Origin of the sequence: Klebsiella sp. D-Nf1, from assembly GCF_002810515.1 — a bacterium.
Taxonomy (GTDB): domain Bacteria; phylum Pseudomonadota; class Gammaproteobacteria; order Enterobacterales; family Enterobacteriaceae; genus Klebsiella; species Klebsiella variicola.
This window is the reverse complement of the sequence record NZ_PIOK01000001.1, coordinates 1593267-1616772: the sequence shown is the minus strand read 5'-3', so window position 1 is coordinate 1616772 and position 23506 is coordinate 1593267. Positions and strand designations below refer to the sequence as shown.

Below are 23506 nucleotides of genomic sequence, written 5' to 3'. Positions count from 1 at the left end.
ATATAATTCCCGGCATCGATGTTTTGTCGCCATTTTCTATCCCGGCATTATGCTTCATTTATGCCGTCTGGCTTACTGCGGGGTTAAACATCGATAGTTAAATAAGAAATATTTTTATTTCATGGTGTTATCAGGAGAGTTATTATGTCAGATACGAATCCCCGCTCATCCGGCTGGTTAGGCTTGTGGTGCCTGCTGGTCGGCGTGATACTGCTTGCGACAGGCCTGTTCTTTGTCATCGGCGGTTATAAACTGGTTTCCCTGGGGGGAAGCTGGTATTTCCTTATTGCCGGGGTTATTACCCTGCTCGCCGCGATTCAGTTTTTCCGCCGCAAGTCGTCCGCGGTGTGGCTGTTTGCTCTGGTATTCGTGGGTACCCTGATTTGGGCACTGTTTGATGCCGGCTTCGACTTCTGGCCGCTCGTTTCCCGTTTGATGGTACCCGCCGGGTTGATGCTGCTGGCAGCGGCCACCTGGCCTGCGCTACGTAAGCATGAAGGAAAGCCTTACAGCACCAAAGGGGCATGGGGGATCTGCGTTGTCCTGGTTATCGCCATGGGCGTCACCTTTGTTCAGATGTTTCAGCCCCATCCCACAGTGGCTTTCAGCGGCGAGAAATTACCGCTGGTGCCGGTAAAAGAAGGCGCTAAACAGCAAAACTGGGACCACTACGGCAATACTGCCGGCGGTAGCCGTTTTGTGGCGCTGGACCAGATCACGCGTGACAACGTAAAAAACCTGAAACCCGTCTGGACCTTCCATACTGGCGACACACCGTTAAGCCCGGATGGCAATGGCGCAGAAGATCAGCAAACGCCGCTGCAGGTAGGCGATCGCGTTTTCCTGTGTACCCCACATAACAATGTGATCGCCGTGGATGCCGATAGCGGAAAAGAGATCTGGAGAGCGGAAATTAATGCGAAATCCGCAATCTGGATGCGCTGCCGAGGCCTGGCGTATTTTGATGCCACGAAGCCACTGACGCAGCCCACTGTGGCTGGTTCCACACCGGTTCTGCCGGCACAGGTCGCGCCGGGTGCTGCATGCCAGCGTCGCATCCTGATGAATACGATTGATGACAGATTGATCGCCCTGGACGCCGATAACGGCAAATTCTGCCCGGATTTCGGGACGAACGGCAGCGTGAGTCTGCGAGAAGGGATGGGGGCCGCGGCAGATCCAAGCTATGTGTTGACTTCAGCCCCAACGCTGGCTGGCACCACGGTGGTGGTTGGAGGCCGCGTGGCGGATAACGTCAGTACTGACATGCCGGGCGGCGTGGTGCGCGGTTATGACGTGATCACTGGCCAGCAGCGCTGGGCATTTGATCCGCGTAATCCGGATCCCAATCATGTTCTGCAACCGGGGGAACATTACAAACGCAGTTCCGCTAACTCCTGGGCACCCATGTCCTGGGATGCGTCGATGAATACCCTCTTTATTCCGATGGGGAGTTCCTCTGTTGACCTGTGGGGCGCGGACCGTATTCAGGGCGATCACAAATACGCCACTTCAATCCTGGCGCTGGATGCGACCACCGGGAAAGAGAAGTGGGTATACAAGACCGTGCGTAACGATCTGTGGGACTTCGATGTCCCGATGCAGCCAAGCCTGGTCGATTTCCCGACCAAAGAGGGCAACAAACCCGCCGTGGTGGTGGGGACCAAAGCGGGCCAAATCTATGTACTTGATCGCCTGACGGGTCAACCGCTTACCGAAGTGAAAGAGGTCCCGGTGAAACCGGCTGATATCCCAAATGAACAGTATCCGGCGACGCAGCCGCGCTCTGTTGGGATGCCGCAGATTGGGGCGGAAACCCTGAAAGAATCTGATATGTGGGGGGCAACGCCGTTTGATCAACTGGTCTGTCGTATCAGCTTCAAATCGATGCGTTATGACGGGCTGTACACCATGCCGGGGACCGATGTTTCCCTCAGCTTCCCGGGCTCTCTGGGAGGAATGAACTGGGGCAGCCTGTCCACCGATCCGAACAACCACTATATCTTCGTCAATGATATGCGTCTGGGTCTGTGGGTTCAGTTGATTAAGCAGGACCCGCAAAGCGCGGTGGCCAACACCGGTGGCGAGGCGGTGAACGCCGGGATGGGGGCAGTCCCGATGAAAGGAACGCCGTACTCGGTCAATAAAAACCGTTTCATGTCGCCGCTGGGGATCCCGTGTCAGAAACCACCGTTTGGTACACTGTCCGCGATTGACCTGAAAACACAGAAAATCGTCTGGCAGGTGCCGGTCGGTACCGTCCAGGATACCGGTCCGTTTGGCGTAAAAATGCGTGCTCAGATGCCGATCGGTATGCCAACGCTGGGCGGAACCCTGGCCACTCAGGGCGGTCTGGTCTTCATTGCCGGAACCCAGGACTACTACCTGCGCGCCTTCGATTCATCGACGGGTGAAGAAGTCTGGAAAGCCCGTCTTCCGGTAGGAAGCCAGGGGGGACCCATCAGCTATGTCTCGCCGAAGACCGGCAAACAATACATCCTGATTTCCGCCGGTGGTGCCCGCCAGTCGCCGGATCGCGGTGACTACGTGATTGCCTATGCGCTGGATAAGTAACAGGTAGTTGGATCAGCGATAACGATCAAAGGCCCCCGCCGGACAGCGGGGGCCTTTTATATTAATGCATGGATGGCGAGACGGTAGGCGACGATGTGGTGGCAGGAGAGGGGATCTGACCCTGCACAGGACAGGTCATTAAGAGAACAGCCAAACTTTTCGCATGATTGAAAAGGGCGGCATTTTAATGTTGTGCACCAAAATGCGCCCTTTAATCTGATGGCCTGGTGTGTTTTTGTGGCTAACCAGAAAAATAGCAGGGGATTTTTTTCAAAACACTTTCTTATAAGGCTTAACAGAGACCTGGCGGTAGACGCCAGCCGCAATGTACGGATCATCATTGGCCCAGGACTGAGCCGCTTCCAGCGACTCAAACTCGGCAATCACCGTTGAGCCGCTGAACCCTGCTGCGCCGGGTTCGTTGCTGTCAACGGCCGGCATTGGCCCGGCGGTAAGCAGCCGGCCTTCATCGTGTAAGAGTTGTAGACGCGCGAGATGCGCAGGGCGAACCGACAGCCGCTTTTCCAGAGAATCGGCGATATCTTCAGCGTAGATAACGTAAAGCACGGCAAAGCTCCTTATCAATAATCAGGCGAATTACGTTAAGTTAAACGGCGATGGACTGCAATGCAAAGATGCATACCGGTGTCGAATGCGCTGCCGGCGCGGCTTTTTTCTGCAAATGGTGGCAAAAATTGACTCAGGTTAAGACGCCTTATTGAATATGATTGCTATTTGCATTTAAAATCGGAGCATCATTTTTCAACAGAAACGACTATGAGCGCAATGACCCTTGATTTACCTCGCCGCTTCCCGTGGCCAACGCTGCTGTCCGTGGCTATCCACGGTGCCGTTGTGGCGGGGCTGCTTTATACCTCGGTACATCAGGTTATTGAACAGCCTTCTCCGACGCAGCCGATAGAGATTACGATGGTCGCGCCGGCCGATCTTGAGCCGCCCCCGGCGGCACAGCCAGTCGTGGAGCCCGTTGTCGAACCTGATCCTGAGCCGGAACCCGAGGTGGTGCCTGAACCGCCGAAAGAGGCGCCGGTGGTTATCCATAAACCGGAACCGAAGCCTAAACCCAAACCGAAACCCAAGCCGGAGAAAAAGGTTGAGCAGCCCAAGCGGGACGTGAAACCGGCAGCAGAGCCGCGTCCGGCCTCGCCGTTTGAAAACAACAATACGGCGCCAGCGCGCACCGCGCCGAGCACCTCGACCGCGGCCGCCAAACCCACCGTTACTGCCCCGAGCGGCCCGCGTGCGATCAGCCGTGTCCAGCCGACCTATCCGACCCGCGCCCAGGCGCTGCGCATCGAGGGGACGGTGCGGGTGAAGTTTGACGTGACGCCTGATGGCCGAATCGACAACCTGCAGATCCTCTCTGCCCAGCCGGCGAATATGTTCGAGCGCGAAGTGAAAAGCGCGATGCGCAGATGGCGTTACGAGCAGGCAAGACCGGGAACCGGCGTGACGATGACTATCAAATTCCGTCTGAACGGGGTCGAAATTAACTGATAACGGAGCCCGGCGGATCGGAGAGGTCCGCCGGGGGCCTTTTCTAACGTGCTTTTTCCATCAGCACATCGTCCAGCGCCTGCTGGGCGGTCACCAGGTGCTGGCCACCGAACAAAATCGCCCGGTTCAGTAGGGTATACAGCTGATAGACTGGCTGACGATCGAGAAAACCTGCTGGCAGCGGTGAAACGGACTGGTAGCCGTCATAGATCTGCGGCGGCTGTTCCGGGTGCATCGGCAGCATGGCTAAATCACACTCGCGATCGCCCCAGTAGCAGGCTGGATCGAAGATGTAGGGGCCATCTGGTCCTAAGGCACAGTTACCGGACCACAGGTCACCATGGAGCAGCGAAGGTTGCGGCTGATGGTTGGCCAGCCGCTGCTGAACCACATCGACTAAGGTATCGATATCGCCAAAGTGCAGCCCTTTCTCCGCCGCCAGCTCCAGCTGCCAGCCGATACGCTGCTCGGCAAAGAACACCGACCAGCGACGCTGCCAGGCGTTGGGCTGCGGCGTGGTGGAAAGGTCGTTGTCGAAATCCAGGCCAAACTGCGGCTGATCGCTCCACTGGTGCAGATGGGCTAACTGCTGGCCGAGCAGGAAGGCATTGTGCGCATCCAGCGGACGGGGAGGGAGGTATTCCATGACCACAAAGCTGTAGTCACGGTCGCTGCCGACCGCAAAGACCTGCGGCACGCGAACGGTTTTGCTTCGCGACAGCAGTTCCAGCTGATCGGCCTCAGCGGTGAAGATGGGCAGAAGCTCACGTTCGTCGCATTTCACGAAGTAATCTTTCCCGCCGAAGCGTAAATGCCAGGCCGAATGGATTTCCCCTCCGGGCAGCTCGGTTTTCAGTTCGATTTCAGCGTTTTCGGAATGCCAATCGCGTAAAAGTGTACTGATTGCTTGCCACATGCTGTCTCTCCCCATGTTTTCCACCATATCATAAGGTTAGCGCACTGCTACCGGGTAAACCTGGAACTGACGCACAACTGACGCTTTCCGTTGCGTTAAACGCACTTATTGAGCTTTTAACCACTCGGCGAATGTGCTGACCGTAATCTCTGCCGGTCGGCCCAGGGCCGATTCCGCCAGTCCTGCACTGAGGGCCTTAACTTCATCAGCATCCTGGGCGCTGAGCAGGCCAAAGGTGTTGGTCCCCAGCTCATGGGGATTGCCGTCTTCATCATTGAGCGTCAGTACGAACCCGGCGCGGGTAAAGTGATTGCTGACCTCGTTGATCTCCGTCAGCGCCTGTTCGTGAAAGGCGACGCTGACGACCCAGGCGGTTATCTCATTGCTCATCTTTACACCCCATTGTTATCCATAGCCTTTCCAGCATAGACCATCCAGCCAATATCGTGACTCCCTCCGCCGACGCGGAGGGGCAGGGAAGATCAGCGACCGCAGAGATAATCGTAGATTTTTTGCGTATTGGCCTGCGAGCAGAGACGGGTGCCCTGATTGATCGTCGCGGCGCTACCGGCGGCGACGCCAAAGCGAACCATATCCTCCAGCCCGGCGTTTTCCGCCAGACGCAGGGTCATGGCGCCCACCATGCTGTCGCCGGCGCCGACGGTGCTCTGGCTTTTCATCGGCGGCGGCACCACCTGAACGCTGCCGCTGGCGTCAACGCCTAACGCCCCCTGCGGCCCGAGCGAAACCACCACCCGGCGTACTTTACCGGACTGGATCAACGACTGGGCGGCAAGGCGTACGTCATCGGGTTGGCTCAGATCGCGCTGTACGAGGGCGCTGAGCTCTTTCTGGTTCGGCTTCACCAGCTCAATATTGCCGACGTCCAGCGCCGCAGCCAGCGCGTCGCCGGAGCTGTCGATAATGCAGCGCAGCCCCTGCTGTTGCGCGTTTTTCACCAGTTGCGTCAGGTTTTCGACGCTGATACCTGGCGGCAGGCTGCCACTCACCACCAGCAGCGAGCCGGGTTCGATCGTCAGGACTTTCTCTTCCAGGCGGCGGAACTCATCATCCGTCAGCGCTGCGCCGGGCATGACAAAGCGATACTGTTCGCCGCTGGCGGCCACGTGAACGTGCAGGTTTTGCCGCGTCCAGTCTCGGGTTTCGACGGTCTCGACCGGCACCTGCTCATCGGCCAGCAGGGCTGCTAAGTGCTCGCCGGTGGCGCCGCCAACCGGGAAAATGGCGGTGGCTTTACCGCCAAGAAAGGTCACGGCACGGGCGACGTTGATCCCGCCGCCGCCGGGCTCAAATACCGGCGCGCTGCAGCGGAGTTTACCTTCGGGGTAAATCTGTGGGGTCTGCGTGGCGCTATCCAGCGAGGGGGCCAGCGTTAACGTATAAATTTTGGTCATTCCTTCTCCTCCTTAATACGGCGACTGTATTTTATTTAAGCATGGCACGATGACTCCGGGAGGGAAAGTGATGTTCCTGAGAGATTTGCAAAGAAGCTTGTATTTTCATTATGAAATAAAGATCGTTTCCGGAGCTGTCTTATTCAAAAAACGAAAGAGTAAGTGATTGCTATGTTATTCGTGCTTTTTTATAATTTGCTACCTTTCTTAGGACCTGCACACCGCGATCCTCGCGAAAGTTTCCGGGACCCTCAGGTCTCTTTTATGTTGTACGGACGCTAAATTCAATGAGCGGGCAGGTTGTGTCTGTTCATCATTTGTACTGTCCTAAAAAATGTATTTTAGAGAGTTATAATGAAGCTTTTAAAGACAGTACCCGCAGCGGTTATGCTGGCGGGGGGGCTTTTTGCGTCTGTTGGCGCAATGGCCGATGATTCTGTATTTACCGTCATGGATGACCCTTCCGCTGCTAAAAAACCTTTCGAAGGTGTGGTTAACGCAGGCTACCTGGCGCAGTCCGGCAACACCAAGAACTCCTCGATGACGGCAGATTCCACCTTGACCTGGTATGGTAATACCACCGCATGGTCGCTGTGGGGGAACGCCAGCAACACCTCTTCCAACGATGAGCGATCCTCAGAAAAATATGCAGTCGGTGGGCGTAGCCGCTATAACCTGACCGATATGAACTATCTCTTTGGTCAGGGAAGCTGGCTGACCGACCGCTATAATGGCTATCAGCAGCGTGATGTCCTGACGGCGGGTTATGGTCGTCAGATCCTCAACGGTCCGGTGCACAGCCTGCGGTTTGAATTCGGTCCTGGCGTTCGCTATGACGAGTTTACCGATGGAGAAACCGATACTCAGCCGCTGGGTTACGCCTCCGGCACCTGGGCCTGGCAGATGACCGATAACGCCAAATTTACGCAAGGGGTCTCGGTGTTTGGCGCTGAGGACACCACCGTCAACTCTGAGAGCGCGTTAAACGTGGCGATTAACGCCCATTTCGCGCTGAAAGTCGCCTACAACGTGACCTGGAACTCGGCGCCGCCTTCCTCAGCGCCGGAGCATACCGATCGCCGAACCTCGCTGTCCCTTGGATACAAAATGTAATATTTTCAGGCCGGGTTTTCCCGGCCTGTTCGTTTTAAATTTAGCAATTCGTGACATTATTTTTTCTGGCCTTTCGTTTTAGTTTTTATAAAAAGAAATAGCCCTCCATCTTTTCTCCATTATTCCCGGTTTGTTGACAAATATTCATTCTATTTGACACGAAAAGCTAAATATTCGACGGACAAATATGTGATCTGGATCTATAATGATATGCACTGTCCGGGCGGAGAAATCGCGCGGTCTGTCTTCCGTAATAAGAGAATGAATATCATGAAAAACACTTCATTTACCATCGCAGCCCTGGCGCTGTGCGTGCTTTCTTTTGGCGCATCCGCTGCTACGCCCGTTCCGCCATCAGGCAACCAGGACCATACTCAGATAGGCATCGCCAAAGCGACTGACGTTGAGGCTGGCTCGAATATCGCCCCCGGTTCCCGGACCACCGGACAATCCATGAGCGATGCCTTTAATGTGCATACGCTGGTGGCCGGCGAGTGGTCGTAATATACCAGACCTTTATTTCGTCGTACGTCAATTAAGCCGGGTGAAGCGGTACCGGTTTAACGATCTGCATTAAAGATTAAGCATGCAATATCATTGCGTCTCTTCTATCACGTCCGAATAATATTATCCGGTTTTGCCGGGGATTATTCTCGCCTGCAGTAGCAGGATATTCGTCTTTTTATCTCAATCTCTCTTGTTTTCTCCACATTCCGCCATCATTTATACGCTTGCGGCTTTAATCACGTACCAATGATGTGTAAACTACTCCCCGGTGTTATCAGCAGGCGGTGGCAGGCGGGAACGGTCTATCCGGTCGTCCTCCTATTTTCGCAGAGTGAAGCGGGAACTGCGCCTTAACCTGATGATAATTATGATTATATAGTTTTGTATGTGCTCTTTCGTGCGGGGCACCACTGCAAATAAGGACATAAAATGCCTGTAATTACGCTTCCTGATGGCAGTCAACGCCATTTTGACCACGCTGTTAGCCCCATGGATGTTGCGCTGGATATCGGTCCAGGCCTGGCGAAAGCCACCATTGCCGGGCGGGTAAACGGTGAACTGGTAGACGCCTGCGACCCGATCGAAACCGATTCCACTCTCTCTATTATCACTGCGAAAGATGAAGAAGGGCTGGAGATCATTCGTCACTCCTGTGCGCACCTGTTAGGCCATGCCATTAAACAGCTGTGGCCCAACACCAAAATGGCTATCGGTCCGGTTGTCGATAATGGCTTCTACTATGACGTAGACCTCGACCACACCCTGACTCAGGAAGATATCGACGCGCTCGAAAAACGTATGCATGAGCTCGCCGAGAAAAACTACGATGTCATCAAGAAGAAAGTCAGCTGGCACGAGGCGCGTGAAACCTTCGTGAAGCGCGGCGAAACCTATAAAGTTTCTATTCTTGACGAAAACATTGCTCATGATGATAAGCCGGGTCTGTATCATCATGAAGAATATATCGATATGTGCCGCGGCCCGCACGTACCGAATATGCGCTTCTGTCATCACTTCAAGCTGATGAAAACCGCCGGTGCCTACTGGCGCGGCGACAGCAACAATAAAATGTTGCAGCGTATCTACGGTACCGCGTGGGCGGATAAAAAAGCGCTGAATGCCTATCTGCAGCGTCTTGAAGAAGCCGCCAAGCGTGACCACCGTAAAATTGGCAAGCAGCTCGACCTGTATCATATGCAGGAAGAGGCGCCGGGTATGGTGTTCTGGCATAACGATGGCTGGACCATCTTCCGTGAACTGGAAACCTTTGTTCGTTCTAAACTGAAAGAGTACCAGTATCAGGAAGTAAAAGGTCCGTTCATGATGGACCGTGTGCTGTGGGAGAAAACCGGCCACTGGGACAACTACAAAGATGCGATGTTCACCACCTCTTCCGAGAACCGTGAATACTGCATTAAGCCGATGAACTGCCCGGGCCACGTGCAGATCTTCAACCAGGGGCTGAAATCCTACCGCGATCTGCCGCTGCGTATGGCGGAATTCGGTAGCTGTCATCGTAACGAACCGTCTGGCGCGCTGCACGGCCTGATGCGTGTTCGCGGCTTTACCCAGGATGATGCGCATATCTTCTGTACTGAAGATCAGGTTCGCGATGAAGTGAACGCCTGTATTCGTATGGTCTACGATATGTACAGCACCTTTGGCTTCGAGAAGATCGTCGTCAAACTGTCGACTCGCCCGGAAAAACGTATCGGTAGCGATGAGACCTGGGATCGCGCGGAAGCGGATCTGGCGGTGGCGCTGGAAGAAAATAACATCCCATTTGAGTATCAACTGGGCGAAGGGGCCTTCTACGGCCCGAAAATTGAATTTACCCTGTATGACTGCCTCGATCGTGCATGGCAGTGCGGTACCGTACAGCTGGACTTCTCTCTGCCGCAACGTTTAAGCGCCTCCTATGTGGGCGAAAACAACGAGCGTCAGGTACCGGTCATGATTCACCGTGCGATTCTCGGTTCTCTGGAGCGCTTCATTGGCATCCTGACCGAAGAGTTCGCTGGCTTCTTCCCAACCTGGCTTGCACCAGTGCAGGTAGTGGTCATGAATATTACCGATTCTCAGGCTGAATACGTTAACGAATTGACGCGTAAACTACAAAATGCGGGCATTCGTGTAAAAGCAGACTTGAGAAATGAGAAGATTGGCTTTAAAATCCGCGAGCACACTTTACGTCGTGTCCCGTATATGTTGGTCTGTGGCGACAAAGAAGTCGAAGCCGGCAAAGTGGCCGTGCGCACCCGTCGCGGGAAAGACCTCGGCAGCATGGACGTAAGTGAAGTGATTGAGAAGCTGCAACAAGAGATTCGCAGCCGCAGTCTTCAACAACTGGAGGAATAAGGTATTAAAGGCGGAAAACGAGTTCAAACGGCACGTCCGAATCGTATCAATGGCGAGATTCGCGCCCTGGAAGTTCGCTTGACAGGTCTGGAAGGCGAAGCTTTGGGTATTGTGAGTCTGAGAGAAGCTCTCGAAAAGGCTGAAGAGGCCGGAGTAGATTTAGTTGAAATCAGCCCTAACGCCGAACCGCCAGTTTGTCGTATCATGGACTACGGCAAGTTCCTTTATGAAAAGAGTAAGTCTTCTAAGGAACAGAAGAAAAAGCAAAAAGTTATCCAGGTTAAGGAAATTAAATTCCGTCCTGGGACCGATGATGGTGATTACCAGGTAAAACTCCGCAGCCTGGTTCGCTTTCTCGAAGATGGCGATAAGGCTAAGATCACACTGCGTTTCCGCGGTCGTGAGATGGCCCACCAGCAGATCGGTATGGAAGTGCTTACGCGCGTCCGTGACGATCTGAGTGAACTGGCAGTAGTCGAATCCTTCCCTACGAAGATCGAAGGCCGCCAGATGATCATGGTGCTCGCTCCTAAGAAGAAACAGTAAGGCCTTCAAGTAGCGATGTTAGTGGAGCCTTAGGGCTTCACTGATGTTGTTCGCCTATGTTTCGTTTATTAACAATGCGAAGTGGAAGTTATTAAGATGCCAAAAATTAAGACCGTACGCGGTGCTGCTAAGCGCTTCAAAAAAACCGGTAAAGGTGGTTTTAAGCACAAGCACGCTAACCTGCGTCACATTCTGACTAAAAAAGCTACCAAGCGTAAACGTCACCTGCGTCCGAAAGCCATGGTTTCTAAAGGCGATCTGGGCCTGGTCATCGCGTGCCTGCCGTACGCATAAGTCGTTAACGTTTAACTTTTTTAACTTAGAATAGATACAGGAGAGCACATATGGCTCGCGTAAAACGTGGTGTAATTGCACGTGCACGTCACAAGAAAATTTTGAAACAAGCTAAAGGCTACTACGGTGCGCGTTCTCGCGTATACCGCGTTGCCTTCCAGGCTGTTATCAAAGCTGGTCAGTACGCTTACCGTGACCGTCGTCAACGTAAACGTCAGTTCCGTCAACTGTGGATTGCACGTATCAACGCAGCAGCACGTCAGAACGGTATTTCTTACAGCAAATTCATCAATGGCCTGAAAAAAGCCTCTGTTGAAATCGACCGTAAGATCCTGGCTGACATCGCCGTATTCGACAAAGTAGCGTTCACCGCTCTGGTCGAAAAAGCGAAAGCAGCTCTGGCATAAGCCAGTTGAAAGAGGGAGCTTGTCTCCCTCTTTTCGTTTCAACACCATCAATACATTGACTTTTATCGGCGCAGGCTTTTCAATACAGGTCTGACGTTTCTTACCAGACAAGGTAATGCAAGCATGAATGCTGCTATTTTCCGCTTCTTTTTTTACTTTAGCACCTGAACTCAGGAGGCTAGCGCGTGAAAGAAGAAACGGAAAACAGCGCCAGAAAGCCTCCCCTGTGGAGGCTTTTTTCGTATATGGATTCGGGATATTAATTTCACTATAACCGGTGTCTGCACCGACATAATGAGGAAAACCATGTCACATCTCGCAGAGCTGGTTGCCAGTGCCAAGGCAGCCATTAACGAGGCATCAGATGTTGCTGCGCTGGACAACGTCCGCGTGGAATACCTGGGTAAAAAAGGGCATCTGACCCTGCAAATGACCACCCTGCGCGAGTTACCGCCGGAAGAGCGTCCGGCAGCCGGCGCGGTCATCAACGAAGCGAAAGAGCAGGTGCAGCAAGCGCTGAACGCGCGCAAAGCTGATCTGGAAGGCGCAGCGCTGAATGCGCGTCTGGCCGCAGAGACCATTGACGTCTCGCTGCCGGGACGCCGCATTGAAAATGGCGGCCTGCATCCGGTCACTCGCACCATCGACCGTATTGAAAGTTTCTTCGGTGAGCTCGGCTTTACCGTGGCGACTGGCCCGGAAATCGAAGATGATTACCACAACTTCGATGCGCTGAATATTCCGGGTCACCATCCGGCGCGCGCTGACCACGACACTTTCTGGTTCGATGCCACTCGCCTGCTGCGTACTCAGACCTCTGGCGTGCAGATCCGCACCATGGAAAACCAGCAGCCGCCCATCCGCATTATCGCGCCGGGCCGCGTCTATCGTAACGACTACGACCAGACCCATACCCCGATGTTCCACCAGATGGAAGGTCTGATTGTTGATAAAAACATCAGCTTCACCAACCTGAAAGGGACTTTGCACGACTTCCTGAACAACTTCTTTGAAGAAGATCTGCAGGTGCGCTTCCGTCCGTCCTACTTCCCGTTCACCGAGCCGTCCGCAGAAGTTGACGTCATGGGGAAAAACGGCAAATGGCTGGAAGTGCTGGGCTGCGGGATGGTACACCCGAACGTGCTGCGTAACGTGGGTATCGATCCGGAAGTCTACTCCGGCTTCGCTTTCGGTATGGGGATGGAGCGTCTGACCATGCTGCGTTATGGCGTGACCGATCTGCGCGCGTTCTTCGAAAACGATCTGCGTTTCCTCAAACAGTTTAAATAAGGGCAGGACAGAACAATGAAATTCAGTGAACTGTGGTTACGCGAGTGGGTTAACCCGGCGATCGACAGCGAAGCGCTTTCCGATCAGATCACCATGGCGGGCCTCGAAGTCGACGGCGTTGAGCCGGTTGCCGGCAGCTTCAACGGCGTAGTGGTCGGTGAAGTGGTGGAGTGCGGCCAGCATCCAAATGCTGACAAACTGCGCGTCACCAAAGTCAATGTGGGCGGTGAACGCCTGCTGGACATCGTCTGCGGCGCGCCTAACTGCCGTCAGGGGCTGAAAGTCGCCGTGGCGACCATCGGCGCCGTGCTGCCGGGCGATTTTAAAATTAAAGCGGCGAAGCTGCGCGGTGAACCGTCAGAAGGGATGCTGTGCTCCTTCTCCGAGCTGGGTATTTCCGACGACCATAGCGGAATTATCGAACTGCCGGCGGATGCGCCGATCGGCACTGATATTCGTGAATTCCTCAAGCTTGATGATAACACTATCGAAATCAGCGTCACGCCAAACCGTGCCGACTGCCTGGGTATCATCGGTGTGGCGCGCGATGTCGCTGTGCTGAACAAAGCGCCGCTGAACGCGCCGGAAATCACTCCGGTTGCCGCGACCATTGACGACGTGCTGCCGATTCAGGTTGACGCGCCGCAGGCGTGCCCGCGCTATCTGGGCCGCGTGGTGAAAGGCATTAACGTCAAAGCGCCGACCCCGCTGTGGATGAAAGAGAAGCTGCGTCGCTGCGGGATCCGCTCCATCGACGCGGTGGTTGACGTGACCAACTATGTGCTGCTTGAGCTGGGCCAGCCGATGCACGCCTTTGACCGCGACCGTATCGAAGGTGGGATCGTGGTGCGCATGGCGAAAGAGGGTGAAACCCTGGTGCTGCTCGATGGCTCTGAAGCGAAGCTCGACAGCGACACCCTGGTCATTGCTGACCATAACAAAGCGCTGGCGATGGGCGGGATCTTCGGCGGGGAACACTCCGGTGTTAACGACGAAACCCAGAACGTGCTGCTGGAGTGTGCCTTCTTCAGCCCGCTGTCCATTACCGGCCGCGCGCGCCGTTACGGCCTGCACACCGATGCCTCTCATCGCTATGAGCGCGGTGTCGATCCGGCGCTGCAGTATAAAGCGCTGGAGCGTGCTACGCGTCTGCTGATCGACCTCTGTGGCGGTGAAGCTGGCCCGGTGATCGACGTGACCCACGAAGAGACCCTGCCAAAACGCGCCACCATTACCCTGCGTCGTAGCAAACTGGATCGCCTGATTGGTCACCATATCGATGACGCACAGGTCACCGACATTCTGCAGCGCCTCGGCTGTGAAGTGACGGTGGGTCAGGACGAATGGCAGGCAGTCGCCCCGAGCTGGCGTTTCGACATGGAGATCGAAGAAGATCTGGTCGAAGAAGTGGCTCGCGTTTATGGCTACAACAACATTCCTGATGAGCCAGTACAGGCGGGTCTGATCATGGGTACCCACCGTGAAGCTGACCTGTCGCTGAAGCGCGTGAAAATGCTGCTGAACGACAAAGGCTATCAGGAAGTGATCACCTACAGCTTTGTTGACCCGAAAGTCCAGCAACTGATCCACGCCGGGGAAGAGGCGCTGATCCTGCCAAGCCCGATCTCCAGTGAAATGTCGGCGATGCGTCTGTCGCTGTGGACTGGCCTGCTGGGGACCGTGGTCTACAACCAGAACCGTCAGCAGAGCCGCGTGCGCATCTTTGAGAGCGGTCTGCGCTTCGTGCCAGATACTCAGGCACCGCTGGGCATTCGTCAGGATGTGATGCTGGCCGGGGCGATCTGCGGCAACCGTTACGAAGAGCACTGGACGCTGGCGAAAGAGACGGTCGATTTCTATGATCTGAAGGGCGATCTGGAATCCGTTCTGGATTTAACCGGTAAATTGGCCGACATCGAGTTCCGTGGCGAAGCGATAACTGCGCTGCATCCAGGCCAATCCGCAGCGATTTATCTTAAAGGTGAACGCATTGGTTTCATTGGGGTTGTTCATCCGGAGCTGGAACGTAAACTGGATCTGAACGGTCGCACTCTGGTGTTCGAACTGGAGTGGAACAAGCTCGCAGACCGCGTGGTGCCTCAGGCGCGCGATATTTCCCGCTTCCCGGCGAACCGTCGCGACATCGCGGTACTGGTCGCTGAAAACGTGGCTGCTGCCGATGTTTTAGCCGAATGTAAGAAAGTTGGCGTAAATCAGATAGTTGGCGTAAACTTATTTGACGTGTACCGTGGTAAAGGTGTGGCGGAAGGGTATAAGAGCCTTGCGATTAGCCTGATCCTGCAGGATACCAGCCGTACACTCGAAGAAGAGGAGATTGCCGCTACCGTTGCCAGATGTGTAGAGGCATTAAAAGAGCGATTCCAGGCATCATTGAGGGATTGAACCTATGGCGCTTACAAAAGCTGAAATGTCAGAATATCTGTTTGATAAGCTTGGGCTTAGCAAGCGGGATGCCAAAGAACTGGTCGAGTTGTTTTTCGAAGAGATCCGTCGTGCTCTGGAAAACGGAGAACAGGTCAAACTCTCCGGGTTCGGCAACTTCGATTTGCGGGATAAAAACCAACGCCCGGGACGTAACCCGAAGACGGGGGAGGATATTCCCATTACAGCCCGGCGCGTGGTGACCTTCAGACCCGGTCAGAAGCTGAAAAGCCGTGTCGAAAACGCGTCACCGAAAGACAAATAATCTGAACTAATTAAAAAGGCCGCATTGCGGCCTTTTTCTTTTCTATACGTCCTTACGCTTTGACGGCGGTGAGCATGATCTCCACCAGGATATCCGGTCGCGCCATCTCTGCCTGAACGGTTGCTCGCGCCGGGCTCTGGCCTTCCGGCATCCACTGTACCCACACGTCATTGAATGCGACAAAATCACGTTCGATATCTTTCAGCCAGATCTGCGCGGAGAGAATATGTCGCTTATCGCTCCCGGCCCCGGCGAGCAGGGCGTCGATCTTCTCCAGCACTTCACGGGTTTGTAAAACGATATCGTCTTCGCTGCTTTTTGGCGTCAGCCCGGAGAGGAACAGCAGATTGCCATACTCAACGCTGGCGGAAAGGCGAGGTTGTGGATTATTGCGAATAATGGTCATGCGGTTTGTTTCCATGTGAGACCTTCTAAAGAAATAGTGGGTGCCTGATTGTCGATTAACGCGCCCAGCACCACCGCGCTGCCGGCGGCGAGGGTAAAGCCGAGACTACCCTGGCCGAGGTTCATCCACAGATTGGGGTATCCGGCGCGCCCCAGCATCGGCGGGCCTGCTGGTGTTGACGGACGCATGCCGGTCCAGGCTTCGGCCTTGTCCAGCCCCCCGAGTTCGGGAAAGCTGCGGGCAACGATGTTTTTCAGCGCCTGAATGCGGCTCTCGCGCAGTTCGTCGCCGTCGTAGCCGATGTCCACCATCGCCGCGATGCGCAGTTGTTGGCCAAGGCGGGCATACACGATTTTGTGCCCGTAGTCGGTGACGCTGATGTTCGGGGCAATTCCTGCTTTCTCAGGATAGGGCAGGGTCAGGCTGTACCCCTTCAGGGCGCACAGCGGCACGTGAACGCCCAGATGCCCAAGCAGAGGACCGCTACCGTTACCGGCGGCGACGACATAATCATCACCGGTGATGGTTCCCCGGCTGGTCTCCAGCGAACTGATGCGTCCGCCGCGCTTATTGAGCCGCTGCACCTCACAGTGGGTCAGCAGGCTAAAGTCGTTGCTGGCATTGAGCTTGTCGAGCAGGGCAAGGCAGAACTGATGGCAATCTGCCGTTTCATCGCCCGGCGAATAAATTCCGCCCTGCAGCGAAGGGCTGATATGTCTGAGTGCCGCCTCCAGCTGCAGACAGGCTTCAGCATTCAGCGCTTGCTGATACTGAGGATCTATTCCTTTTGCCGCTTTATTAAAATCATATTCGCGGCGATGGATAATTAATTTACCGCTGCGCCGCCAGTGAAAATCGGCAAGATTATCCTCATCCAGCCACGACTGCATGACCTGACGGCTGAGCAACGACAGGCGCAGAATATGATCGCCGTTCATTTTATTGGTCTGGCTATTACAGGCACGCAGGAACTGCAGCAGCCAGCGCCACTGCTGGAAAGACATCTTAAGACGCATATTCAGCGGCGAATCGGCTTTGCCCATCCATTTAATCCCCTGCAGGGGAACGCCGCTATCGGCAAGGGGGGCAACGTAGCGATAACTTAATTGTCCGCCGTTAGCAAAACTGGTGGCACTGCCCGGTTCGGCATTGCGCTCCAGTAATTGCACCTGATGGCCGCGCTTAATCAGTTCCCAGGCCGTGGCCAGACCGACCACGCCGCCGCCGATAATGACAATGCGTTTGTTCATAACCCGATATATCCACCGCTGATCAATTTATCGGGTTATGTCAAAGCATTTACCCCAGCGGCGCAATTGACTTTTTATGGTCAGGGTATAACCGCAGGTTAATCTCCTTGAGTTGCTGGCGCAGACGCTGGCAGAGAAAATCGACGAACTTTTGCGCCATTGGACTCAGCGAAACATCGGCCCGGCGCAGCAGGCAGAGGTTGATGGCAATCGGTGGCGTAATGGGGTGGATCATCTCGGGATCCAGGTTGTGCTGGGCGGAAAAAATATCAGTGATGCTGCAGCCCATGCCGCGCTTCACGAACTCGGTGGCCATATAGTAGGTCTGGACGTTAAGCCGGGTGGTGGAAAAGTCGCGACGGGTGGCGATGGCGGCAGAGAGCGAGTGCGGCCCTGGCGAGATCCAGCGCTGCTGGTCGATCTGGCTGATGTCCACCGCTCCCTGACGATAATGACGGTCGATGTACACCAGCGGTACTTCGGCAATCAGGGTAGTGAGGATCTCTCCCTGCTGCACCGGCTGCAGCGTCAGCGCTAAATCTATCTCACGTAAATCCAGTTTCCTGACCAGCGTCTCGGTATGCTCGGTGGTGAGCGTCATCACCAGGTTGCTGTTTTGCTGATAAAAGTCGGTCACCAGCTCTGGCACCAGGCTTAATCCCAGACTCGGCAGGCAGCCTAAGGTGATTTTGGCGCGCGGATCGCGGGCCAGGTTTTCGGCCAGCAGACGCAGATTATCGAGGTCCTGATAGATGCTCTGCGCTTTTTCGAAAAGTGTGATCGCCTCGCTGGTCGGCAGCAGCTTGCCGCGCACCCGCTGAAAGAGGGTAAAGCCCAGCTTCGTCTCGGCGCTTTTTAACGCTTTGCTGGCCGCTGGCTGGGAGATATTGAGCGCTTCCGCCGCCCGTGACAGCGAGCCGCAGGTCATTACGGCATGAAAGATTTCCAGATGACGCAGTTTCATGAACAGTTAACTCAGGGTTATAGCCTACCGATAAAAAGTCATTTTCCACTAACACCAAGTTAACATAAATTTAATCTCCAATCAGCGCTCCGGTTACATATTGTGCTGTAGACCCCGCCTGATGGCGGAATATTACGCTCTCAGAATCTATTCCTTTGTACCCAAACGCATCCTCAGGCTCGCGGCCAATAATGAAAAAGAGGGCGGATGTTTTCTGAGCAGGCCCCAATACACCACCTGACCTTTACGGTCGGATTGATTGGCATTAAGGAGTGTTATGAGTGACTCAACGCTCACAGGCAATGCGCCTGTCAGACGAAATATCACGCGGAAAAACGTTATTATTGGTCTGTTATTGCTGCTGTTCGTGTTGATCGCGCTATGGTGCCACGGTCGTCCGGGCAGCGAGCTTGGCCTGCTGGGATTTACGCCGCTGGTGGCGCTAGCGATATTATCGCTCATCGGCGTTGATATTGTGCTGGCGGTGATCTCCTCGATTATTATCGCCATGATAATGACCTCGACCGGCCTGCCGGAAATGGGCACGATGCTGGCGAAATCCACCGGGTCATTTATCGCCACCGTAGGGCTTATCATTATGCTCGGCGCCGGCGTGGGGGAAGTGGCCACCCGCACCGGCGCAGCGGTTGAGCTGGTGAAATTCGTGGTCCATCGTATTGGGCTGTCGAGCCAGACGCGGGTTAAGTTCGGCATTGTGGTGTCATCGATTTTAATTTGTGGTTCGCTGGGCACCATGGCCGGTGGTAACGCCATTATCGTGGCCGTGATCATTCCGGTGGCGGCAGCGGTACGCTTAACGCCGCCGACGGTCGCCGCGCTGATGATGACCGCCGGCTCCGTTGGGCTATTTACCGGGCCCTTCACCCCCAGCACCGTGACGATCCTCAGCCTCGGCGGGTTGAGCTATCCGGATTATCTGCTGTACGTCGGTCTGCCGATGAGTGCGGTGACGCTGCTGGCCGGCTGGGTCATGGCGGGGCGGATCCAGAAGATGACCGAAGGCAAACTGCGCTATGACGTCGATCTCTCGGAAAAGCCGAAAGAGGATCTCAGCGCCGCGCAGCAGCGTCGGCGTAAATTAAGCGCGCTGGCCTTCGCCGCGACGATCATTGTGATGGCGGTGGTTGGCGTGGTGATCAAAGCCGGATTCAGCTTTGCGATTATCGTGATGCTGCTGGTGGCGCTGATGACCGGGCTGGTAGGCGGCCTGAGGCCGACGCAGATCCTGCAGGCGCTATATCACGGTTGCGGCCGTCTGGTGTGGATGTTTATCCTCTACTGGCTGTATAACCCAATCCTTGAACTGATGGATGGTCTGCATGCCTATCAGGGGCTGCTGGAGTATACCCAACCGCTGCTTGAGGGGATCTCCCCGGCCTGGCTGTGCTTTAGCATCTTCGCGTTCAATATTATCGGCCATGTGCCCGGTGCGGCGGTGGCACAGATGACGTTTACCCATAAAATCTTTGGCCCGATGCTGATGGCCGCCGGCGTGCCGCCGCAGGGGACCACCGCGGTGCTGCTGGCCTCGTCTCAGGTGGACTGGTTCGGTCCGTTTCCCTCATCGGACATGTTCGGCCAGATGGGGCTGGCGCAGTCAACGCATCTGAAATATATGCTCTATAACGGCTGGGCAATCGTGGTGGCGAATATCATTCTCTTTGCGCTGCTGTTTCAGATCCTGGTGTGACGAACGACCGCCGACGCGGGGGAGGTCTTCCTCCGCGTCGACGAACGGGCGCGAGGTTTTCCTTTTCTCACCGGGACACCCACCGTAAAATCAGTCTCTTGTTCCCACTGCGTAATGGAATCTATGCTGACTCTCGCCCATCTTCAACAGCGCCGCAGCCGGCGTTGGCTCTTTGGATTAACGCTGTTGCTCCTGGTCACGCTACTGATCAGCCTGTGCGCGGGCGATCAATGGATCCCGCCTGGAGAATGGCTGAGCGCGAAAGGCCAGTTGTTCATCTGGCAGATCCGCCTGCCGCGAACCCTGGCGGTGCTGCTGGTGGGGGCGGCGCTGGCGCTCTCCGGGGCGATTATGCAGGCACTGTTTGAAAATCCGCTGGCGGAGCCGGGTCTGCTGGGCGTCTCCAACGGGGCGGGCGTCGGGCTGATTGCCGCCGTCCTGCTGGGGAAAGGGGTCTTACCCGGCTGGGCGCTCGGCCTGTGCGCGATCCTCGGCGCGCTGCTGATCACCTTTATTCTGCTGCGTTTTGCCCGCCGCCATCTGTCTACCAGTCGTCTCCTGCTGGCGGGGGTGGCGCTGGGGATCATCTGCAGCGCCCTGATGACCTGGGCGGTCTACTTCTCCACCTCTTTTGACCTGCGTCAGCTGATGTACTGGATGATGGGCGGGTTTGGCGGCGTCGACTGGCAGCAGTTGTGGTTGATGATAGCCCTCCTGCCGGTTCTCTGCTGGGTCTGTCTGCAGTCGCAACCCCTGAATTTACTGGCGCTGGGCGAGGTCTCCGCTCGTCAGCTCGGGCTGCCGCTGTGGCTATGGCGCAAGCTGCTGGTGGTGGCGACCGGATGGTTGGTCGGCGTTAGCGTGGCGCTGGCGGGGGCAATTGGCTTTATCGGCCTGGTGATCCCGCACATTCTGCGATTATGCGGCTTAAGCGATCACCGGGTGTTGCTCCCGGCCTGCATGCTGGCCGGGGCGAGCGCCTTGCTGGGGGCGGATATCATTGCCCGACTGGCGCTTTCCGCCGCAGAGCTGCCAATTGGCGTGGTGACGGCGACGCTGGGCGCGCCGGTATTTATCTGGTTGCTGCTGCGTTCGCGGGTGCGGGGATAGCGCGGCGCCGTCGGCAGGGACGGCGCCGGTTCAGGCTTACCAGCCTTTAATCGCGTCGCCTTTGTAGACTTCCTTCGCTTTTTCCGCGACTTCGCTGGTCTGGAAGGCGGCTTTCAGCTCCTGAATTTTCTTGCTGTCCTTATTATCCTCGCGGGCGACAATCGCATTCACGTACGGGGAATCCGGCCCCTCCATAAACAGACCGTCGCGGGCGGCCGACAGGCCCGCCTGAGCGGAGAAGTTGGTGTTAATAATTGACAGGCTGACGTTCGGATCATCAAGGGTACGGGTCAGCTGCGGGGTATCCACTTCAACAATTTTCAGCTGTTTCGGGTTGTCGATGATATCCAGCGTAGTGGGTAAATAGCCGACGCCCGGTTTCAGCTTGAGTAACCCCTGCGCCTGGAGCAGCAGCAGGCTGCGGCCCAGGGTAGTGGTTTCATTAGAAATGGTCACCGTCGCCCCATCGGGCAGTTCGCTGATGTTTTTGATCCGGTGAGAATAGGCGGCGATAGGGAAGACAAAGGTTTTACCGACCACCGCAAATTTATAGCCGCGCTCTTTCGACTGCGCCTCAAGGTACGGCAGGGTCTGGAAGGCGTTGGCATCCACATCTTTGTTGTTCAGCGCTTCGTTGGGCAGCACATAATCATTGAAGGAGACCACTTCGACGTCGAGATGATATTTATCCTTCGCCACCTGCTCCACCACTTTCCAGATGGCTTCGTCCGGCCCGGTATTGATAGCGACTTTCACTTTATTATCTTCATCCGGAGAGCAAGCGCTCAGCAGAGCGACAGAGGTGGCGATTAACGCCAGGCTAAACAACTTCTTCATCAATAAAACTCTCTTAAATTAACAAGTAACGAAACCATATTACATTACCGGGATACTGTACACGGAAATGGTCGACTGCCCAATTGAGAGGATTTCATGTTGCCGGCAGCCAGCGAAGCGCTGTTACATCATGCGACAACTCGGGGGGATTGGCAGTAGAATGGCGGCCGTTGAATCCGCTACAGTAGATAGGGATCACCTTCACCGGAAACCGGTTTATCCATTGAGGACAGGCTATGCAACATGACATTCTGAATACCGAAGTGACGACCATTGATGGCGAGAAAACCACCCTGGCATCCTTTGCCGGCAAGGTGCTGTTGATCGTCAATGTGGCCTCGAAATGCGGCCTGACGCCGCAGTATGAGCAACTGGAGGATCTGCAAAAGCAGTTTGCCGGCGAGGGCTTTAGCGTGCTGGGGTTCCCCTGCAACCAGTTCCTCGGCCAGGAGCCGGGCAGTGAAGAAGAGATTAAGACCTTCTGCAGCACCACCTACGGCGTCACCTTCCCGCTGTTCAGCAAAATTGACGTCAACGGTGAACATCGCGCGCCGTTGTATCAAAAACTGATTGCCGCCGCGCCGAAAGCGGTGGCCCCGGAAGGCAGCGGTTTTTATGAGCGGATGGCCAGCAAAGGCCGGGCGCCGCTGTATGTGGACGACATTCTGTGGAATTTCGAAAAATTCCTCGTCGATCGCCAGGGCAACGTCATTCAGCGCTTCTCTCCGGATATGACGCCGGACGATCCGCAGCTGGTGGCGGCGATTAAAGGAGCGCTGGCGAAATAATGGCGTTTCTGATGCAGCTACAGGATGTAGAAGCGGCGGGGCGTCTGGCCCCGTTCTCTGCGGCTTTTCGCGCCGGGGAGATTGTCCACCTGGTGGGGCCGAACGGCGCAGGGAAGAGCACGCTGCTGACCCGCATGGCGGGGCTGTCCGACGGCCCCGGCACGGTTCATTTTAACGGCCGGCGGCTTGACGAGTGGCCGGCGACGGAGCTGGCGCGCCGTCGCGGATATTTGTGTCAACACCAGACCCCGCCGTTCGCCATGCCGGTGTGGCACTACCTGGCGCTGCATATGCAGCAGCAGGGCGATAGCGCCCGCCTGAGCGATATCGCGGCCAGGCTTGGTCTGGACAATAAGCTGGGCCGTCAGGTCAATCAGCTTTCGGGCGGTGAGTGGCAGCGCGTGCGGCTGGCGGCAGTGATCCTGCAGATCGATCCCTTGAGTCATCCCGCGGGTCAACTGCTGCTGCTGGATGAGCCGATGAACAGTCTGGATGTGGCTCAGCAGGCGGCGCTGGATCGGCTGTTACGTGAGCTGAGCGCGGCGGGTATTGCGGTGGTGATGAGCAGCCACGATCTCAACCATACCCTGCGCCATGCCGGACAAAGCTGGTTGCTCTGCCAGGGCGAAACCATCGCCTGCGGAGAGACCGCCGAGGTGCTGAATGAGGAAAATTTAACCGCTGCCTATGCGATCCCGTTCCAGCGCGTGGAGGTGGCCGGTCATATTATGCTCATCGCGTCACAGTAGCACGCAGTCACCTTGTCAGTGTATTGATAAACAAGCTAAATTATTG

The 23506-nt window shown here is 55.6% G+C and carries 24 protein-coding genes and 1 other annotated feature; of the genes, 16 read left to right on the top strand and 8 right to left on the bottom strand.

Annotated elements, in window-relative coordinates; all coding sequences use genetic code 11:
* Positions 1-144 precede the first annotated feature (144 nt).
* The gene (locus CWM54_RS07960; RefSeq protein WP_100696697.1) at positions 145-2574 is read left to right on the top strand and encodes a glucose/quinate/shikimate family membrane-bound PQQ-dependent dehydrogenase; all 2430 of its coding nucleotides are present in this window, start codon (positions 145-147) and stop codon (positions 2572-2574) included.
* Between the two features lie 270 nt (positions 2575-2844).
* Here the strand turns inward: CWM54_RS07960 and CWM54_RS07955 are convergent, their stop codons facing one another.
* The gene (locus CWM54_RS07955; RefSeq protein ID WP_008804420.1) at positions 2845-3141 is read right to left on the bottom strand and encodes a YciI family protein; all 297 of its coding nucleotides are present in this window, start codon (positions 3139-3141) and stop codon (positions 2845-2847) included.
* A gap of 219 nt (positions 3142-3360) precedes the next feature.
* On the opposite strand from CWM54_RS07955, the gene tonB reads away from it, so the two are divergent.
* Positions 3361-4092, top strand: coding sequence for a TonB system transport protein TonB (gene tonB, locus CWM54_RS07950; protein ID WP_206053112.1), 732 nt, complete (start codon positions 3361-3363; stop codon positions 4090-4092).
* A gap of 43 nt (positions 4093-4135) precedes the next feature.
* Here tonB and CWM54_RS07945 read toward each other — a convergent pair whose 3' ends face one another.
* From CWM54_RS07945 to pfkB, 3 genes are all read right to left on the bottom strand, one after another.
* A complete protein-coding gene (locus CWM54_RS07945; protein WP_061154217.1) occupies positions 4136-5008 on the bottom strand; it encodes a fructosamine kinase family protein in 873 nt (290 codons plus the stop codon).
* 105 nt (positions 5009-5113) lie between these two features.
* Positions 5114-5398, bottom strand: coding sequence for a type V toxin-antitoxin system endoribonuclease antitoxin GhoS (gene ghoS / locus CWM54_RS07940; RefSeq protein WP_061154218.1), 285 nt, complete (start codon positions 5396-5398; stop codon positions 5114-5116).
* A gap of 92 nt (positions 5399-5490) precedes the next feature.
* The gene (gene pfkB, locus CWM54_RS07935; RefSeq protein WP_074385542.1) at positions 5491-6423 is read right to left on the bottom strand and encodes a 6-phosphofructokinase II; all 933 of its coding nucleotides are present in this window, start codon (positions 6421-6423) and stop codon (positions 5491-5493) included.
* 354 nt (positions 6424-6777) lie between these two features.
* On the opposite strand from pfkB, the gene CWM54_RS07930 reads away from it, so the two are divergent.
* From CWM54_RS07930 to ihfA, 10 genes are all read left to right on the top strand, one after another.
* On the top strand, positions 6778-7536 hold the full coding sequence (locus CWM54_RS07930; protein ID WP_061154219.1) for a YdiY family protein: 759 nt from the start codon (positions 6778-6780) through the stop codon (positions 7534-7536).
* A 270-nt stretch (positions 7537-7806) separates the two neighbouring features.
* Positions 7807-8040: a hypothetical protein gene (locus CWM54_RS07925; protein WP_100696928.1), complete on the top strand. Its 234-nt coding sequence runs from the start codon at positions 7807-7809 to the stop codon at positions 8038-8040.
* 432 nt (positions 8041-8472) lie between these two features.
* Positions 8473-10401 carry a threonine--tRNA ligase gene (gene thrS / locus CWM54_RS07920; RefSeq protein WP_061154222.1) on the top strand — a complete coding sequence of 643 codons (1929 nt, stop codon included), beginning with the start codon at positions 8473-8475 and terminating at the stop codon, positions 10399-10401.
* A gap of 3 nt (positions 10402-10404) precedes the next feature.
* Positions 10405-10947, top strand: a complete 543-nt coding sequence (gene infC, locus CWM54_RS07915; protein ID WP_012967832.1) for a translation initiation factor IF-3 — start codon at positions 10405-10407, stop codon at positions 10945-10947.
* 96 nt (positions 10948-11043) lie between these two features.
* Positions 11044-11241 carry a 50S ribosomal protein L35 gene (gene rpmI, locus CWM54_RS07910; RefSeq protein WP_001124225.1) on the top strand — a complete coding sequence of 66 codons (198 nt, stop codon included), beginning with the start codon at positions 11044-11046 and terminating at the stop codon, positions 11239-11241.
* Between the two features lie 50 nt (positions 11242-11291).
* On the top strand, positions 11292-11648 hold the full coding sequence (gene rplT, locus CWM54_RS07905) for a 50S ribosomal protein L20 (protein ID WP_000124850.1): 357 nt from the start codon (positions 11292-11294) through the stop codon (positions 11646-11648).
* A gap of 118 nt (positions 11649-11766) precedes the next feature.
* Positions 11767-11891 (top strand) — a sequence feature (Phe leader region).
* A complete protein-coding gene (gene pheM / locus CWM54_RS28465) occupies positions 11772-11816 on the top strand; it encodes a pheST operon leader peptide PheM (protein WP_001386830.1) in 45 nt (14 codons plus the stop codon). Its footprint overlaps the feature before it by 45 nt.
* A gap of 63 nt (positions 11892-11954) precedes the next feature.
* Entirely contained in the window at positions 11955-12938 is a 984-nt protein-coding gene (gene pheS, locus CWM54_RS07900) for a phenylalanine--tRNA ligase subunit alpha (RefSeq protein ID WP_008804435.1), read from the top strand.
* 15 nt (positions 12939-12953) lie between these two features.
* Positions 12954-15341 carry a phenylalanine--tRNA ligase subunit beta gene (gene pheT / locus CWM54_RS07895; protein WP_100696693.1) on the top strand — a complete coding sequence of 796 codons (2388 nt, stop codon included), beginning with the start codon at positions 12954-12956 and terminating at the stop codon, positions 15339-15341.
* A 4-nt stretch (positions 15342-15345) separates the two neighbouring features.
* Positions 15346-15645 carry an integration host factor subunit alpha gene (gene ihfA, locus CWM54_RS07890; RefSeq protein ID WP_002909098.1) on the top strand — a complete coding sequence of 100 codons (300 nt, stop codon included), beginning with the start codon at positions 15346-15348 and terminating at the stop codon, positions 15643-15645.
* 52 nt (positions 15646-15697) lie between these two features.
* On the opposite strand, the gene CWM54_RS07885 is transcribed toward ihfA, so the two are convergent.
* The 3 genes from CWM54_RS07885 to CWM54_RS07875 are packed head-to-tail and all read right to left on the bottom strand — an operon-like array spanning position 15698 to position 18265.
* The gene (locus CWM54_RS07885) at positions 15698-16051 is read right to left on the bottom strand and encodes a RidA family protein (RefSeq protein ID WP_100696691.1); all 354 of its coding nucleotides are present in this window, start codon (positions 16049-16051) and stop codon (positions 15698-15700) included.
* A complete protein-coding gene (locus CWM54_RS07880; protein ID WP_346427241.1) occupies positions 16048-17313 on the bottom strand; it encodes a D-amino acid dehydrogenase in 1266 nt (421 codons plus the stop codon). The genes CWM54_RS07885 and CWM54_RS07880 overlap by 4 nt, the downstream gene beginning before the upstream one ends.
* A 37-nt stretch (positions 17314-17350) precedes the next feature.
* A complete protein-coding gene (locus tag CWM54_RS07875) occupies positions 17351-18265 on the bottom strand; it encodes a LysR family transcriptional regulator (RefSeq protein WP_100696687.1) in 915 nt (304 codons plus the stop codon).
* A 277-nt stretch (positions 18266-18542) separates the two neighbouring features.
* On the opposite strand from CWM54_RS07875, the gene CWM54_RS07870 reads away from it, so the two are divergent.
* Complete coding sequence (locus CWM54_RS07870; RefSeq protein WP_061154228.1) at positions 18543-19976, top strand: gluconate:proton symporter; 1434 nt, start codon at positions 18543-18545, stop codon at positions 19974-19976.
* A 123-nt stretch (positions 19977-20099) separates the two neighbouring features.
* A complete protein-coding gene (gene btuC, locus CWM54_RS07865) occupies positions 20100-21086 on the top strand; it encodes a vitamin B12 ABC transporter permease BtuC (RefSeq protein ID WP_061154229.1) in 987 nt (328 codons plus the stop codon).
* Positions 21087-21122: 36 nt separating this feature from the next.
* Here btuC and CWM54_RS07860 read toward each other — a convergent pair whose 3' ends face one another.
* Entirely contained in the window at positions 21123-21923 is an 801-nt protein-coding gene (locus CWM54_RS07860) for a MetQ/NlpA family ABC transporter substrate-binding protein (protein ID WP_061154230.1), read from the bottom strand.
* Positions 21924-22159: 236 nt separating this feature from the next.
* Here CWM54_RS07860 and CWM54_RS07855 point away from each other — a divergent pair, with 236 nt between their 5' ends.
* The gene (locus tag CWM54_RS07855; RefSeq protein ID WP_074385548.1) at positions 22160-22711 is read left to right on the top strand and encodes a glutathione peroxidase; all 552 of its coding nucleotides are present in this window, start codon (positions 22160-22162) and stop codon (positions 22709-22711) included.
* Positions 22711-23460, top strand: a complete 750-nt coding sequence (gene btuD / locus CWM54_RS07850; protein WP_100696685.1) for a vitamin B12 ABC transporter ATP-binding protein BtuD — start codon at positions 22711-22713, stop codon at positions 23458-23460. The genes CWM54_RS07855 and btuD overlap by 1 nt, the downstream gene beginning before the upstream one ends.
* The last annotated feature ends 46 nt before the right edge of the window (positions 23461-23506 follow it).

Excerpts from the sequence above, each read along its gene's own strand:
- CWM54_RS07885 (WP_100696691.1), bottom strand. The coding sequence starts at position 16,051 with ATGACCATTATTCGCAATAATCCACAACCTCGCCTTTCCGCCAGCGTT.
- thrS (WP_061154222.1), top strand. The coding sequence starts at position 8,473 with ATGCCTGTAATTACGCTTCCTGATGGCAGTCAACGCCATTTTGACCAC.
- ihfA (WP_002909098.1), top strand. The coding sequence starts at position 15,346 with ATGGCGCTTACAAAAGCTGAAATGTCAGAATATCTGTTTGATAAGCTT.
- CWM54_RS07945 (WP_061154217.1), bottom strand. The coding sequence starts at position 5,008 with ATGTGGCAAGCAATCAGTACACTTTTACGCGATTGGCATTCCGAAAAC.
- ghoS (WP_061154218.1), bottom strand. The coding sequence starts at position 5,398 with ATGAGCAATGAGATAACCGCCTGGGTCGTCAGCGTCGCCTTTCACGAA.
- rplT (WP_000124850.1), top strand. The coding sequence starts at position 11,292 with ATGGCTCGCGTAAAACGTGGTGTAATTGCACGTGCACGTCACAAGAAA.
- CWM54_RS07870 (WP_061154228.1), top strand. The coding sequence starts at position 18,543 with ATGAGTGACTCAACGCTCACAGGCAATGCGCCTGTCAGACGAAATATC.
- btuC (WP_061154229.1), top strand. The coding sequence starts at position 20,100 with ATGCTGACTCTCGCCCATCTTCAACAGCGCCGCAGCCGGCGTTGGCTC.
- CWM54_RS07930 (WP_061154219.1), top strand. The coding sequence starts at position 6,778 with ATGAAGCTTTTAAAGACAGTACCCGCAGCGGTTATGCTGGCGGGGGGG.
- CWM54_RS07960 (WP_100696697.1), top strand. The coding sequence starts at position 145 with ATGTCAGATACGAATCCCCGCTCATCCGGCTGGTTAGGCTTGTGGTGC.
- pfkB (WP_074385542.1), bottom strand. The coding sequence starts at position 6,423 with ATGACCAAAATTTATACGTTAACGCTGGCCCCCTCGCTGGATAGCGCC.
- CWM54_RS07925 (WP_100696928.1), top strand. The coding sequence starts at position 7,807 with ATGAAAAACACTTCATTTACCATCGCAGCCCTGGCGCTGTGCGTGCTT.
- tonB (WP_206053112.1), top strand. The coding sequence starts at position 3,361 with ATGACCCTTGATTTACCTCGCCGCTTCCCGTGGCCAACGCTGCTGTCC.
- pheT (WP_100696693.1), top strand. The coding sequence starts at position 12,954 with ATGAAATTCAGTGAACTGTGGTTACGCGAGTGGGTTAACCCGGCGATC.
- CWM54_RS07860 (WP_061154230.1), bottom strand. The coding sequence starts at position 21,923 with ATGAAGAAGTTGTTTAGCCTGGCGTTAATCGCCACCTCTGTCGCTCTG.
- CWM54_RS07855 (WP_074385548.1), top strand. The coding sequence starts at position 22,160 with ATGCAACATGACATTCTGAATACCGAAGTGACGACCATTGATGGCGAG.
- pheS (WP_008804435.1), top strand. The coding sequence starts at position 11,955 with ATGTCACATCTCGCAGAGCTGGTTGCCAGTGCCAAGGCAGCCATTAAC.
- CWM54_RS07875 (WP_100696687.1), bottom strand. The coding sequence starts at position 18,265 with ATGAAACTGCGTCATCTGGAAATCTTTCATGCCGTAATGACCTGCGGC.
- rpmI (WP_001124225.1), top strand. The coding sequence starts at position 11,044 with ATGCCAAAAATTAAGACCGTACGCGGTGCTGCTAAGCGCTTCAAAAAA.
- btuD (WP_100696685.1), top strand. The coding sequence starts at position 22,711 with ATGGCGTTTCTGATGCAGCTACAGGATGTAGAAGCGGCGGGGCGTCTG.